This is a genomic window from Variovorax sp. 01T432, from assembly GCF_056398605.1.
This window is the reverse complement of the sequence record NZ_JBFTPS010000028.1, coordinates 25,881-40,099: the sequence shown is the minus strand read 5'-3', so window position 1 is coordinate 40,099 and position 14,219 is coordinate 25,881. Positions and strand designations below refer to the sequence as shown.

General features: G+C 69.8%; 12 protein-coding genes and 1 pseudogene. 1 reads left to right on the top strand and 12 read right to left on the bottom strand.

The features are described from left to right. Positions 1-2 precede the first annotated feature (2 nt). Complete coding sequence (locus AC1DNF_RS20830; protein ID WP_478150520.1) at positions 3-1,040, bottom strand: ABC transporter substrate-binding protein; 1,038 nt, start codon at positions 1,038-1,040, stop codon at positions 3-5. 134 nt (positions 1,041-1,174) lie between these two features. On the opposite strand from AC1DNF_RS20830, the pseudogene aqpZ reads away from it, so the two are divergent. After that, positions 1,175-1,872, top strand: a pseudogene (gene aqpZ, locus AC1DNF_RS20825) (aquaporin Z). Positions 1,873-1,881: 9 nt separating this feature from the next. On the opposite strand, the gene AC1DNF_RS20820 reads toward aqpZ, so the two are convergent. From AC1DNF_RS20820 to kdpA, 11 genes are all read right to left on the bottom strand, one after another. Continuing rightward, positions 1,882-2,214 carry a hypothetical protein gene (locus tag AC1DNF_RS20820; RefSeq protein WP_478150519.1) on the bottom strand — a complete coding sequence of 111 codons (333 nt, stop codon included), beginning with the start codon at positions 2,212-2,214 and terminating at the stop codon, positions 1,882-1,884. A gap of 144 nt (positions 2,215-2,358) precedes the next feature. After that, positions 2,359-3,744, bottom strand: a complete 1,386-nt coding sequence (locus tag AC1DNF_RS20815) for a sensor histidine kinase (protein WP_478150518.1) — start codon at positions 3,742-3,744, stop codon at positions 2,359-2,361. Continuing rightward, positions 3,741-4,400 carry a response regulator transcription factor gene (locus AC1DNF_RS20810; RefSeq protein WP_478150517.1) on the bottom strand — a complete coding sequence of 220 codons (660 nt, stop codon included), beginning with the start codon at positions 4,398-4,400 and terminating at the stop codon, positions 3,741-3,743. Before AC1DNF_RS20810 ends, AC1DNF_RS20815 begins: the two co-directional genes overlap by 4 nt. 77 nt (positions 4,401-4,477) lie before the next feature. Next, positions 4,478-5,245, bottom strand: coding sequence for a pseudouridine synthase (locus tag AC1DNF_RS20805; protein ID WP_478150516.1), 768 nt, complete (start codon positions 5,243-5,245; stop codon positions 4,478-4,480). Positions 5,246-5,264: 19 nt separating this feature from the next. Beyond that, positions 5,265-5,582 carry a hypothetical protein gene (locus tag AC1DNF_RS20800; protein WP_478150515.1) on the bottom strand — a complete coding sequence of 106 codons (318 nt, stop codon included), beginning with the start codon at positions 5,580-5,582 and terminating at the stop codon, positions 5,265-5,267. A 90-nt stretch (positions 5,583-5,672) separates the two neighbouring features. Next, entirely contained in the window at positions 5,673-6,371 is a 699-nt protein-coding gene (kdpE, locus tag AC1DNF_RS20795; protein ID WP_478150514.1) for a two-component system response regulator KdpE, read from the bottom strand. A 4-nt stretch (positions 6,372-6,375) separates the two neighbouring features. Continuing rightward, positions 6,376-9,141: a DUF4118 domain-containing protein gene (locus AC1DNF_RS20790; RefSeq protein WP_478150513.1), complete on the bottom strand. Its 2,766-nt coding sequence runs from the start codon at positions 9,139-9,141 to the stop codon at positions 6,376-6,378. Between the two features lie 147 nt (positions 9,142-9,288). Further along, positions 9,289-9,633 carry a hypothetical protein gene (locus tag AC1DNF_RS20785; protein WP_478150512.1) on the bottom strand — a complete coding sequence of 115 codons (345 nt, stop codon included), beginning with the start codon at positions 9,631-9,633 and terminating at the stop codon, positions 9,289-9,291. Positions 9,634-9,645: 12 nt separating this feature from the next. Beyond that, complete coding sequence (gene kdpC / locus AC1DNF_RS20780) at positions 9,646-10,221, bottom strand: potassium-transporting ATPase subunit KdpC (protein ID WP_478150511.1); 576 nt, start codon at positions 10,219-10,221, stop codon at positions 9,646-9,648. 14 nt (positions 10,222-10,235) lie between these two features. After that, positions 10,236-12,404 (bottom strand): potassium-transporting ATPase subunit KdpB, encoded by a 2,169-nt coding sequence (gene kdpB, locus AC1DNF_RS20775; protein ID WP_478150510.1) that lies wholly within the window; start codon positions 12,402-12,404, stop codon positions 10,236-10,238. Positions 12,405-12,415: 11 nt separating this feature from the next. Beyond that, positions 12,416-14,218: a potassium-transporting ATPase subunit KdpA gene (gene kdpA / locus AC1DNF_RS20770; RefSeq protein WP_478150509.1), complete on the bottom strand. Its 1,803-nt coding sequence runs from the start codon at positions 14,216-14,218 to the stop codon at positions 12,416-12,418. Between the last annotated feature and the right edge of the window lies 1 nt (position 14,219).

Below are 14,219 nucleotides of genomic sequence, written 5' to 3'. Positions count from 1 at the left end.
GCTCAGCGCGGCAGCGACTCCACTTCCCTTGTCCAGCGGTCGATCAGCCGCTTGCGCTCGGCCGCGCTGCCGTACTTCTCGAAGTCGTACCTGATGAGCTTGACGCCCGTCATCGGCGGAATGCGCGGGTCCGGCCTGAAGGTCTTGTTGGCCGGCGACTGCAGGCTGCCCACCCTGGCGCCGATGGACTGCCCCGCCGGGCTCATGAGCCAGTCGTAGTAGCGCTGGGCATTGGCCTTGTTGCGCGCACCCTTGACGAGCGCGATGCCGCCGATCTCGTAACCCGTGCCTTCGCAGGGCGCGGCGCTCTTCACGGGGTACTTGTCCTGGCGCCACTTCTCGAAGCCGAAGATGAAGCTCACGCCGATGGCCACCTCGCCCTTGGCCACGTTCGGCGCCTGGGCCTGGCCGCTGCGCGTGTAGGTCGTCGTGTTGAGGTGCAGCTTCTTCAGGTAGTCGAAGGCCTGCTCTTCCCCCATGAGCTGCACCAGGCCGGCGACGATCGTGTAGCCGGTGCCGCTGGTCGCCGGATGCGACATCTCGATTTCGCCCTTGTACTCGGGCTTGATGAGGTCGGCCCAGCAGCGGGGTTCGGGCAGCTTCTTCTTCCTGAGCACCTCGGTATTGAAGCCGAAGCCCATAGCGCTCGTGTAGAAGCCGCCGACCATGTTCTGCGACATCGCGTACTGCCGCACCGACCAGTCGTAGAGGTCGTTGATGTAGGCCGGCCGGTAGGGGTCGAGCAGGCCTTGCTCGGCCGCCTGGAGAAAGGGGTCGCCCGTGCCGCCCCACCAGATGTCGGTCTTGGGATTGGCCGCCTCGGCGCGCAACTGGGCGCCGATCTCGCCCGTGCCCTTGTGCGCCTGCAGCACGCGGATGCCGGTCGTGCGGGTGAACTCGGCGGCGGCCGCCTCGCACCAGCCGGCGTCGGTGCTGCACAGCGCGTTGAGCGTGCCCTGCGCGTGGGCCGGGAAGAAAGCCAGGGCCGCCGCGGCTGCCATCAGGGCGTGAAGCCATGAACGCGCGGGATTCGAAGGCATGCGGCGTGCTCCGGAAGACGCCCTCGGGGCGGTCACCGCAGCATAACGCGCGCGCCGCATAATCCCGCCGCCGGCGTCGCCGGCACGGGAAACTTTCTCGCTTTTTCTCGCAACTTTCAGGGATCAAAAAAGATATGGAACACAGTATTTCGAAGAAGCTGGCCGCCGAGTTCATCGGCACTTTCTGGCTCGTTCTGGGCGGCTGCGGCAGCGCCATCCTGGCCGCGACATTTCCCGGCCTGGGGATCGGCTTCGCGGGCGTGGCGCTTGCCTTCGGCCTCACCGTCCTGACGGGTGCGTATGCGCTCGGGCCCATTTCGGGGGGCACTTCAATCCCGCGGTCTCGGTCGGCCTCGCGGTCGCCGGCCGCTTCAAGGCATCGCAGCTCCCCGGCTACATCGTCGCGCAGGTCCTCGGCGGGATCGCGGCGGCGGGCGTGCTCTACCTGATCGCCACCGGCAAGCCCGGCGCCGACATCGGCGGCTTCGCGACCAACGGCTACGGGGAACACTCGCCAGGCAAGTACGGGCTGACCGCCGCGCTGCTCTGCGAGATCGCGATGACGGCGATGTTCCTGATCGTCATCCTCGGGGCGACCGCCGCCAACGCGGCGGCGGGCTTCGGCGGCCTCGCGATCGGCCTGTGCCTCACGCTGATCCACCTCATCTCCATCCCGGTCACCAACACCTCGGTGAATCCGGCACGCAGCACCGGACCGGCGCTGTTCGGCCCGTCCTACGCGATCTCCGAACTGTGGTTGTTCTGGGTGGCGCCGATCATCGGCGCGATCGTCGGCGCACTGCTCTATCGGCTGCTGCTGTCGGACGAGTGAGCGGCGAACTCACGGTCCCGGGCGCACCATCGGCAGCGAGGTCGACTGGCCGATCGGCTCGGAGTTGGAGGTCGGATGCATCGCGGCAACCGCGCCCGCATAGACTTCGTCGCTCGACAGCGTCGACGTGACCGGCATCATGGTCGACGATCCGACCGCCTCGGTGCCCGCCGCGTGCGCGGCGGCGATGGCGCCGGCATCCACCTCGGGGTTGGCCGGCGAATTCATCTGCAGCGGATGGAAGTCGGAACCATCCATCTTCTCTGCGCTGGCGCTGACCGAGGCGAATGCGGCGATGGCGGCGAAGCTGCCGATGGCGAGGAACTTGAGCGAAGCTTGCATGAAGGGGTCTCCAGGAGTGGGGGCGGACGGAAGCAAGGTCTCGCGCCGAGTGCGCGAATGCGCGGTCCGGCGGACCTGGCGCCACTCTAGGCAGGCACATTGAGCCGGGACTGAGCGAAGACTTAGTCCGCGGTGAGTGAAGACTTAGGCCGAAATGACCGAGGCGGGCGAGCCCGGCGACAGGCGCGGCAGGTACACCCGCGCCACCAGTCCCGGGCCGTCCTTGCGATTGGACAGCTCGATGCGCAGGCCATGCCGCAACGCGGCCGCCTGGGCGATCGCCAGCCCCAGCCCGCTGCCGCCCACGGGCGACCCCGACACGCGGAAGAAGCGGTCGAAGACCCGTCCCAGCAGCTCGCGCGGAATTCCCGGGCCGTTGTCCACCACATCGACCACCGGGTGGCCGTCGATCTCGTGCAGGCGCACGTCGACGACGCCGTGCTCGGGCGCATAGCGCACGGCGTTGTCGATCAGGTTGTCGAACACGCTGCGCAGGTCGGCCGGCGGTGCCGCGAGCAGCGGCATCACGCTGCCCTCGAAACCCACATCGACATGGCGCCGGTCGGCCAGCACCATGAGCTGGCCCACGCTGTCGCGCAGCAGCGCGGCAACGTCGACCACGCCGCGCCCGCCGGCCGTCGACGCGCCGGGGCGCGAAAGGCGCAGCAGCTGCTCGATCAGGTGCTTCGCGCGCTCGACGCCCGCTTCGAGCTGCGCGAAGCGCTCCGCCGCGTCGCCGGGCGGCACGTGCGCGCGAAGGTTGTCGATCTGCAGGCCGATCGCGGTCATCGGCGTGCGCAGTTCGTGCGCGGCATCCTGCATGAAGCGGCGCTGCGCCGCGAAGGCTTCGCGCAGCCGGGCCAGCAGGCTGTTGAAGGCGCTGACCAGTGGCGCGATCTCCTCCGGCACGCGCGTGACCGACAGCTCCGAGAGGCTGCCTTCGTCCTGCGCCGCCACGTCGCGCGCCACGGCGCGCAGCGAGCGCGACGCGGCCGTCACGATGATCCACAGGATCAGCAGCGCGACCGGCAGCAGCAGCAGGATCGGCAATCCCTCCAGCAGCGCGCGGCGAACGATGCGGTTGACGCGGAAGCCATTGTTCTGCACGACCTGCACACGCGGCTGCTGCGCATCGGCGCCGGCGGGCGCGGTGTAGACGCGCCACCTGTCGTCTTCGGTGCTGCCGGTGCGGACCTCGCTGAAGCCCGCCGCCTGCTGCAGGGGAACGGCGAGCTCCGGCCCCGTGGTGGCCAGCAGCGCGCTGCCGTCGGACGTCCATACCTGCACGACAAAGGCGCCGCGCCGCAACGCCTCCTCCCGGGTCACCCGCTGCAGCGGCGGGGCGCGGCGATGGGTGGCGTGCGATTCCGCCACCAGCCGCATCTGGTCATCCATGAAGTTGTTGACCAGCGTCCCGTAGGCCAGGTACGAGAACCATGCCGTCGCCGCGATCGCCACCAGATGGAGCGCGACCAGCCACACCAGGAGCTGGCTGCGCAGCGAGCGCAGCAGCGGGCGGCGCCCCGTCATGCCGGCGCCACTCGCCAGCCGAGGCCCCGAACGTTGCGTATCGCCTCCGCCCCGAGCTTGCGCCGCATGCCATGGATCAGCACGTCGACCGCGTTGCTGGTCACCTCTTCGCCCCAACCGTAGATCCGGTTCTCGAGCTGCTCGCGCGACAGGATGGCACCCGGCCGCTCGAGCAAGGCATGCAGCAGGGCGAACTCGCGCGCCGTGAGCGATTCGCGCGCACCGTTGATCTGCACCTCGCGCGTGGTCAGGTCGAGCTGCATCGACGCGGTGCCGACGACCGAATGCGCGGCACCGTCGCGGCGGCGCACCACGGCGCGCATGCGGGCGAGCAGTTCGCGAAAGGCGAAGGGCTTCATCAGGTAGTCGTCGGCACCGAGGTCGAGGACGTGAATGCGATCTTCCAGCCCGTCGCGCGCGGTGAGCACCACGACCGGCGTCGCATCGCCGCGCTCGCGCGCGCGGCGCAGCACTTCCGTGCCATCCTGCCTGGGCAGGCCCAGGTCCAGCAGCACGCAGGTATAGCCGCCGTCGTCGAAGGCGCTCTGCGCCAGCGCGCCGTCGCGGACCCAGTCGACCGACCAGCCCGCGCCCTCGAGGCCCTGCATCAGGCTGCGCCCGATCATTTCATCGTCTTCCACCAGCAGTGCGCGCACCGGCCTCTCCTTGTTGCAGCGCCGGCGGCAGCGCCGGCTCCAGTGAAGCTACGCCTCGATTCTTAGACCCAGCTGAGTTAGAAGCGCTCGTGCGGACCCAGGTAGCGCCACTGCCCCGCCGGCAGGTTGCCCAGCACCACGTTGCCGATGCGGATGCGCTTCAGGCCCACGACCTTGAGTCCGACCTGCTCGCACATGCGCCGGATCTGGCGCTTCTTGCCTTCCGTGAGCACGAAGCGCAATTGCTCCGGGTTCTGCCACTCGACCCGGGCCGGCTTCAGCGGCTGGCCGTCGAGGCTCAGGCCATGGCGCAGGCGCGCGAGCTCTTCACGCGGGAAGGCCGCCTGGGAGTTCTGCGCGACGGGGCCGTAGGAGACGCGCACCAGGTACTCCTTCTCCATGCCCGAGTCCTCGCCGATGAGCTGCCGCGCGACGCGCCCGTCCTGCGTGAACACCAGCAGCCCCACCGAATCGATGTCCAGCCGGCCCGCCGGCGCGAGGCCGCGCAGCTGTGGCGGCGAGAAGCGGTTGCGGCTCGGGTCCTCGCGCCAGTGCGTGCGCGGATTGATCAGCACCACCGCCGGCTCGTGGCCGTCCTCGGCCTGGCCGCTCACATAACCCATGGGCTTGTGAAGCAGGATCGTGACCTGTTGCTGCTGCTGGTTCTGGGCCTTCCTGTCGACCTCGATGCGGTCGGCCGGCGTCACCTTGACGCCCATCTCGGCCACCTGGCCGTTGACCTTGACCCAGCCCTGCGCGATCCAGTCGTCGGCCTCGCGGCGCGAGCACAGGCCGAGCTCGGCCATGCGTTTGTTGAGGCGTGAAGGTGCGGTCGCTTCGGTCATCCGGCGATTGTCGCGCGGCTCAGTCCTGGTCAAGGCCCCGATACGAAGCGAACTCGGTCGGGCGGAATTCCCCGGCCGGGATCAGCCTGTCGTCCAGACCAGGGAAACACACCCGGATCTCGCCGCGCTCCCGAAACCAGCACCCTCGCAGGGTTTCGCCGTCCCACCAGCTGAGGTAGGCGAGCCGGCCGGGCGTGTTGCATGTGTCCTGCGCGTCGGTCAGGCCCATCACATCGAAGTCGCTTCCGTCCGCCACGAAGATCACGCCGGGCTGGGATTCGCAGGCGACGATCAGCGCACAGCCGGCGAGAAATGCAGCTGTTCGAAAGTAGGTCATAAGCACTCCTTTCGACGACCACGTGGGGGCGATTAGGCCAGCCGCCGAGGTGCCTGTCACCCCCATGAAGAGGGGTGCCGGAGCAGGAAGTCAGGGCACCAGCCGGTAGCCCACCGCGGTCTCGGTCAGCAGATGCCGCGGCTGCGCCGGGTCCGCCTCCAGCTTCTGGCGCAGATGGCCCATGTAGATGCGCAGGTAGTGGCTCTGCTCCCCATGCGAGGGGCCCCACACCTCGCGCAGCAGCTGGCGCTGCGTGAGCACCCGACCGGCGTTGCTCACCAGCACCGACAGCAGCCGGTATTCGGTGGGCGTGAGATGCACCTCGCTGCCGGCGCGCCGCACCACGCGCGCCGTGCGGTCGACCTCGACCTCGCCGAAGCGGAACACCGGCTCGGGCTCCTCGCCGCCGCTGGCCGTGCGCGGGCGGCGCAGGTTCGCGCGCACGCGGGCCAGCAGTTCGCCGGTGCCGAAGGGCTTGCTCAGGAAGTCATCGGCGCCGGCATCCAGCGCGGCGATCTTGTCGGCCTCGTCGGTGCGCGCCGAGAGCACGATGATGGGCACGGCCGACCAGCCGCGCACGTCGCGAATCAGCGAGACGCCGTCGCCGTCGGGCAGCCCGAGGTCGAGCACGATCAGGTCCGGCTGCCGCGTGCCGGCCGCCGCCAGGCCGTCGCGCAGCGTGCCGGCCTCGTGCACCAGCCAGCCTTCGGCCTCGAGCGCGCCGCGCACGAAGCGGCGGATCTGCGGCTCGTCCTCGATCACGATGGCGGTGGGATGGATGTTGGGCATGGCTTCAGGCGGTGAGTTCGGTGGACTCCGCGGACTCAGGCGGCTCCCGGCGCGGCAGTGTCACCGTGAATTCTGCCCCGCCACCGTCGGCATTCGCCGCGGCGATCTCGCCGCCGTGCGCGCTGACCACCGCCTTGCAGATCGCCAGCCCCAGCCCGACGCCCGGCGTGGCCGATTCCGCCTGGCCGCGCGTGAACTTGTCGAACAACGTCTGCTCGCGGCCCTTCAGCGCGGGCGGCAGGCCCGGGCCGTGATCGCGCACGCTCAGCACCAGCGAGCGCTCGGTCGCGCGCGCGCCGACCACGATCGGCGTCGCGCCGTACTTGCCGGCGTTCTCCAGCAGATTGACCAGCACCCGCTCGATCAGCACCGCGTCGAATTCGACCAGCGGAAGATCCTCCGGCAACGCGGTCTGCACCACCATGTCGCCGAGCGCGGGCCGGGCCGCGCGGATGGCCGAGCCGACCACCTCCTCGACCGACTGCCACTCGCGCCGCAGGTTGACGGCGCCGCCGGCGATGCCGCTTTCGAGGCGCGCCATGTCCAGCAGGTTACTCACGAGCGCATGGAGCTGATGGGCTTGCGCGACGATGGCCCGCGCCACGGCGCGGTAGCCGCCGGCCCCGTTTGCCGTGGGTGGTTCCGGCATCGCCTGCAGCGATTCGGCCAGCGCGATCAGCGCCGTCAGCGGCGTGCGCACGTCGTGCGAGATCGCGCCCAGCAGCGCATTGCGCAGGCGCTCCGACTCCATCTCGACCACGGCCTGCTGCGCCACCTCGACGTAGTGCACGCGCTCCAGCGCGATCGCGATCTGCCGCGCCAGGGTGTCGAGCTGCTGCGCCTGCTCCGGGATCAGCAGCCAGCGCGGCTGCGCCGGCTCGAGCGCCAGCACGCCGCGCACGCGCATCGGCGCCTTCAGCGGCACGTAGTGCCAGGGCTGCGCCGCCAGCGTGGCGGTCGCGAGGCCGGCGGGCTGGCCCTGGCGGAAGGTCCAGTCCGCGACGCTGGCATCGAAGCCCGGCGGCGGCGCGGCGGGCATCACCAGCCGGTCGGCGGCATCGGGCACCAGCACCAGCGCATGGCCGCCGAAATGGCCCTGGACGGCGGCGGCGCCGAGCGCGACCACCTGCGTGGTTTCCAACGCGGCCGACAACTCGCGCGTGAGCTCGAACAGCGATTGCGCTCGCCGCTCGCGGCTGGCCGACACCCCGGCCGCGAAGCGCAGCCCCGCGGTGAGCTGGCCGACCAGCAGGCCGACGCCGAGCATGATCACGAAGGTCAGGACGTACTGCACGTCGCTCACGCTGAACGACATCCTCGGCGGCACGAAGAAGAAATCGAAAGCCGCGACATTGAGCAGCGCGGCGAAGGCCGCCGGACCGCGCCCGAAGCGCATCGCCACGCCGATCACGCCGAGCAGGAACAGCATCACGATGTTGGACAGCTCCAGCACGTGCGACAGCGGCGTGGCTAGCAGCGTGATCGCGACACTGGTGCCGGTTGCCCAGGCGTAGCCGGGCCAGCGGGCATACGGGCGGTCGGTGTCTTCGACATCGGCGTCGCCGCGCCCGCCCGGACGCGCGCGCGCGAGGCGGCGCGAGCTCTCGGCGCGCGCCACCTCGACGATGTCGACCCCCGGCGCATGGCGCGCGAGTTCTCGCGTCAGCACGGGGGACGCCCACCAGCGCCGCCAGCCCCGGGCCGGCTCCGCGCGGCCCACCACCAGCGTGGCGCAATTGAGCCGCCGCGCCTGCGCGGCAAGCTCCTCGGCGACGTCGACGCCGGTCAGCACCGCCGTCTCCGCACCCAGTTCCTCCGCCAGCTTGAGCACCGCGAGGATGCTGTCGCGCTGCGCGGCGGCAAGCCGCTGCAGGCGCGGGGTCTCGACATAGGCCGCATGCCAGCGCACGTTGAGCTGGCTGGCGAGCCGGGCCGCGGTGCGCACGGTCTGGCCCGCGCCTTCGTGGGGTCCGACGCAGGCGAGGATCGCGCCGGAGGTGTTCCAGGCCGGCGGCCCGGTGCTGCCCTGCGGGCCGGATTGTTCGACGCGCCAGCCGCGCACGTCGTCTTCCACGTGCTCGGCCGTGCGCCGCAGCGCGATCTCGCGCAGCGCGATGAGATTGCCCTTGCGGAAGAAGTTCTGCGCCGCGCGCTCGGCCTGCTGCGGCAGGTAGACCTTGCCGGCCGCCAGCCGCTGCATCAGCTCGTCCGCGGTGACGTCCACCAGGATCACCTCGTCCGCCTCGTCGAGCACCGTGTCCGGCACGGTCTCCTGTACGCGGATGCCGGTGATGGCGCCGACCGTGCCGTTGAGGCTTTCGAGGTGCTGCACGTTGAGCGCGGACCAGACGTCGATGCCGGCCGCCAGCAGTTCCTGCACGTCCTGCCAGCGCTTGGCATGGCGCGAGCCGGGGGCGTTGGAATGGGCCAGCTCGTCGACCAGCAGCACCGCGGGCTTGCGCTCGAGCGCGGCGTCGAGATCGAACTCCGACAGCGTGTTGCCGCGGTAGGCGACCTGGCGCAGGGGCAGCGCCGCCAGGCCGGCGAGCAGCGCCGCCGTCTCGCTGCGGCCATGCGTCTCGACCACGCCGATGAGCACGTCGCGGCCGGCGGCGCGTTCGCGCTGCGCGGCGCTCAGCATGGCCCACGTCTTGCCGACACCGGCGCTCGCGCCCAGGTAGATGCGCAGCTTGCCGCGCTGCGCGCGCTCTTCGTCCGCGCGCAGCTGGGCCAACAGGGCGTCGGGATCGGGGCGGTTGTCTTCGGGCATGGAGGGCAAGGCGGCGAAGATTACTTCATCGGCCGATCCTGGCGCCGGTCTCCGTGCTGATGACGCCGCGCGGTGCGCGACACCACGAACCAGGCGAAGCCCAGGGGAATGAAGAGGACTGCCAGCGCGCAGAAGGCGCGAAGAATTTCACCGCCCATGGCGCAGGCCACAGCGCGCGAGGTGATCGCGCCAGGACACGAGGCGACCGACCTCGCCGGCAGGCACGGCTTCGATCAGGCGATGCAGCACCTGGGCATAGCTCGACAGCGGCAGGCGGATCATGAGCCGCACGCGCGGCGCATCGCTCTCCTGCGAACCGCGCCCGTTCAGCAGCGGCTCGCAGCGCACCACCCCGGCGTCGGGGCAGCGGGACATCGCCTCGCGCACGCGCAGGGCGTCCGCGCAGGTCACGGTGACGTCGAGCACCTGGAACGACGTCGTGCTGGATATTCGGGTCACCAGCGGGTGTTCGCGGTAAGCGGCATAGGCCATGACAGGTGCTCCTTACTTCTTCGCGGCGTCGAGCGCCAGGTTGAGCTTGAGCACGTTGACCCGCGCTTCGCCGAGAAAGCCCAGCAGCGGCGTCTCGGTGTTGTCCTCGATCAGCTGCTCGACGTGGTCGAGCTGCAGGTTGCGCAGACGCGCCACGCGCGCCGCCTGGTAGCGCGCGGCGGCCGGGCTGATGTGCGGATCGAGCCCGCTGGCCGAAGCCGTGACCAGATCCACCGGCACCGGTGCCGTGTTGCCCGGATCGGCCGCGCGCAGGGCCTCGACACGGCCCTTGACCGCATCGACCAGAGCCGGGTTCAGCGGGCCCTGGTTGGAGCCGCCCGACGAGCCCGCGTTGTAGGGCATCGGCGAGGTGGCCGACGGGCGGCCCCAGAAGTGCCTGGGGTCGCTGAAGTTCTGGCCGATCAGCACCGAGCCGACCGTGGTGCCGTCGAGCACCACCAGGCTGCCCGAGGCCTGCGTCGGAAAGATGGCCCGCGCCGCGCCCGTCACGACGAAGGGGTAGAGGACGCCGGTGAGCGCGCTCAGCAGAACAAAGAGCACCAGCGCGGGGCGAATGATGTTTTTCATGGATGACTGTCCTTTCAGACCAGGCCGACCGCGACGAGCAGCCAGTCGATGAGCTTGATCCCGATGAAGGGCACGATGAGGCCGCCCAGGCCGTAGATGGCGAGGTTGCGGCGCAGCAGGGCCGCGGCGCCCACCGGCCGATAGCGCACGCCCTTGAGCGCGAGCGGGATCAGGAACACGATCACCAGCGCATTGAAGATCACCGCCGACAGGATGGCCGAGGACGGGCTCGCCAGCCGCATGATGTTGAGCGCGCCCAGCTGCGGGTAGGTCGTCACGAAGATCGCCGGGATGATGGCGAAGTACTTCGCCACGTCGTTCGCGATCGAGAAGGTGGTGAGCGAGCCGCGCGTCATGAGCAGCGCCTTGCCGGTCTCCACCACCTCGAGCAGCTTGGTCGGGTTGGAGTCGAGGTCGACCATGTTGGCGGCCTCCTTGGCGGCTTGCGTGCCGCTGCCCATCGCCACGGCCACATCGGCCTGCGCCAGCGCGGGCGCGTCGTTGGTGCCGTCACCCGTCATCGCGACCAGGCGGCCTTCGGCCTGGTACTTGCGGATCAGCGCCAGCTTGTCCTCGGGCGTGGCTTCGGCGAGGAAGTCGTCCACCCCGGCTTCGGCCGCGATGGCGGCAGCGGTCAGCTTGTTGTCGCCGGTGATCATCACGGTCTTGATGCCCATGCGGCGCAACTCGGCGAAGCGTTCCTTGATGTCGGTCTTGACGATGTCCTTGAGTTCGACGACGCCGAGCACGCGCTTGCCTTCGGCCACGGCCAGCGGCGTGCTGCCGCGGCGGGCGACAGCATCGGCGGCGCGCAGCACTTCGGCCGGCATCGAGCCGCCGAGGGCTTCCACATGGCGGCGCACCGCGTCGACCGCTCCCTTGCGCAGCAGGATCGCGTCGGCATCCAGGCTGTTCGCGGCGGCCGGCAGATCGACACCGCTCATGCGTGTCTGCGCCGTGAAGGGCACGAAGTGCGCGCCTTCGACGCCCTTGTCGTCCGTGCCGCCGCGACGGGCCAGCTCGACGATGCTGCGCCCTTCCGGCGTTTCGTCGGGCAGGGAGGCCAGCACCGCGGCGCGCGCCAGCTTCTCCTGCGAGACGCCCGGCGCCGTGAGGAAGGCGCTGGCCTGGCGGTTGCCGTGCGTGATGGTGCCGGTCTTGTCGAGCAGCAGCACGTCGACGTCGCCCGCGGCCTCGACCGCGCGGCCCGAGGTGGCGATCACGTTGGCCTGCATCATGCGACTCATGCCCGCCACGCCGACGGCCGAGAGCAGGCCGCCGATGGTTGTCGGGATCAGGCACACCAGCAGCGCGACCAGCGCCGTCAGCGACACCACCGTGCCCGCGCCCGCGGCGGCGACGCTGAACACCGAGTACGGCAGCAGCGTGGCCGTGACCATCAGGAACACCAGGGTCAGCGCGACCAGCAGGATGGTCAGCGCGATCTCGTTGGGCGTCTTCTGGCGCTTGGCGGCCTCGACCATGCCGATCATGCGGTCCAGGAAGGATTCGCCGGGGTTGACGGTGATCCGGACGACCAGCCAGTCCGACAGGACGCGCGTACCGCCGGTGACGGCGGAGAAGTCGCCGCCCGACTCGCGCACCACGGGTGCCGATTCGCCGGTGATTGCGCTTTCGTCGACCGAGGCCACGCCTTCGATCACTTCACCGTCGAGCGGGATCACGTCGCCGGCCTCGACCAGCACGACATCGTCCCTGCGAAGTTCAGGCGCCTGCAGCGGCAGCCACTTGCCGCCATGGAAGGGCTCGGACATCTTCTTGGCCCAGGTGTCCTTGCGCAGGCCGCGCAGCGAGGCGGCTTGCGCCTTGCTGCGGCCTTCAGCCAGGGCTTCGGCGAAGTTCGCGAACAGCACCGTGAACCACAGCCAGATCGACACCGCAAGCACGAAGGCGGGCGGCATGCCGGTATCTCCCGGGAAGCTCAGCGAATGCGCCCACAGCAAGGTCGTCAGGATGCTGCCGATGTAGACGATGAACATCACCGGGTTGCGCCACTGCACCCGCGGGCTCAGTTTGGCGAACGCGGCCCACAGCGCGGGCCGGACCAGGTCGAGATCGAAGAGCGCGAGATGTTTCTTCTTCTTGGCCAGGGCCTTGGCTTCGGCCACGGCCGCGGGCTGGACGAGTTCGCCCAGGGGAACTGGGGAGGGATTCTTTTTCATGGTCGGTGGTCTCATTTCCACAGCATCAGGTGCTCGACGGTCGGCCCGAGGGCGAGCGCCGGCACATAGTTCAGCAAGCCCACCAGCAGCACGGTGCCGATCAGCAGGGTCACGAACAGCGGCCCATGCGTGGGCATGGTGCCGGCCGTGACGGGAAGGCGCTTCTTGGCGGCCAGCGATCCCGCGATGGCCAGCACCGGCACGATCACGCCGAAGCGGCCGAACCACATCGCCACGGCGAGCAGCGCGTTGTAGAAGGGCGTGTTGGCGGAGAGGCCGGCGAAGGCGCTGCCGTTGTTGTTGCCCGCCGAACTGAACGCGTAGAGGATCTCGGAGAAGCCGTGCGCTCCGGGATTGGCGATACCCGCCTTGCCGGCGGTCGTGGCCACCGCGATGGCGGTTCCCATCAGCACCAGGATCGGTGTGACCAGGATGGCGATGGAGGTCAGCTTCATTTCGTACACCTCGATCTTCTTGCCGAGGTACTCGGGCGTGCGGCCGATCATCAGGCCCGCGATGAACACGGCCAGGATCGCGAAGATGAGCATGCTGTAGAGCCCGGTGCCGACGCCGCCGAACACCACCTCGCCCAGCTGCATCAGCACCATCGGCACCATGCCGCCCAGGGGCGTGAGCGAGTCGTGCATCGCGTTCACCGCGCCGCAGGAGGCGGCGGTCGTGATGGCGGCGAACAGCGCCGACGCGTTGATGCCGAAGCGCACCTCCTTGCCTTCCATGTTGCCGCCGGACTGCAGCGCGGTGGACACCTGGTCGACGCCCAGCGGTGACAGCAGCGGATTGCCGCCCTGCTCGGCCGGCGTGAGGACGACGACGGCCACGACGAACATCACCGTCATCGCCGCCAGGATCGCCCAGCCCTGGCGCTGGTCGCCCACCACGCGCCCGAAGGTGAAGCACAGCGCGGCGGGGATCAGGAAGATCACGAGCATCTGGATGAAATTTGCCAGCGCGGTCGGGTTCTCGTAGGGGTGCGCCGAGTTGGCGTTGAAGAAGCCGCCACCATTGGTGCCGAGCATCTTGATGGCCTCCTGCGAAGCGACCGGGCCCATCGCGATCGTCTGCGTAGGAGTCGTCGCGTCTTCCATCACCGGCGCGCCGGCCTTGTCCAGCACGGGTTGGCCGCCGGCGTCCAGCTTGGGCTGCTGGTAGGCGGTGGTCTCGAGCGTGGTCACGGTCTTGTAGGCGTCGAAGTTCTGGATCACGCCCTGGCCTACGAAGAACAGGGCCAGCACGAAGGCGATCGGCAGCAGCACCCAGAGGGTGATGCGCGTGACGTCGGCCCAGAAGTTCCCGACGAAGCCCTTGCCGTCCGTGCGGCGGGCGGCGAAGCCGCGGGCCAGCGCGAACGCGACCGCGATGCCGGTCGCGGCCGAGAAGAAGTTCTGCACCGTGAGGCCGAGCATCTGCGTGAGATAGCTCATCGTCGCCTCGCCGGTGTAGCCCTGCCAGTTGGTGTTGGTGACGAAGGACACGGCGGTGTCGAAGGACGAATCCGGCGAGACCGCCGCCATGCCCGCGGGATTGAGCGGCAGCAGGCCCTGCAGCCGCTGCAGGCCGTAGACCGTCAGGGCGCCGAGCGCATTGAAGGCCAGCAGCGCCAGCGCATAGGCGCGCCAGTGCATCGAGCTGCCGGGCGAGGTGCCCGCCAGCTTGTAGAGCGGCGCTTCGACGCGCTGCATCCAGCGCGGAAGGCGCTCGTCGCAGATCGCGGCAAGGAAGCGTCCGAGCGGCCAGGCGAGCACGCCCAGCACGACGAGATAGAGGGCCAGCAGGCCCCAGGCGGAACTGGTCACT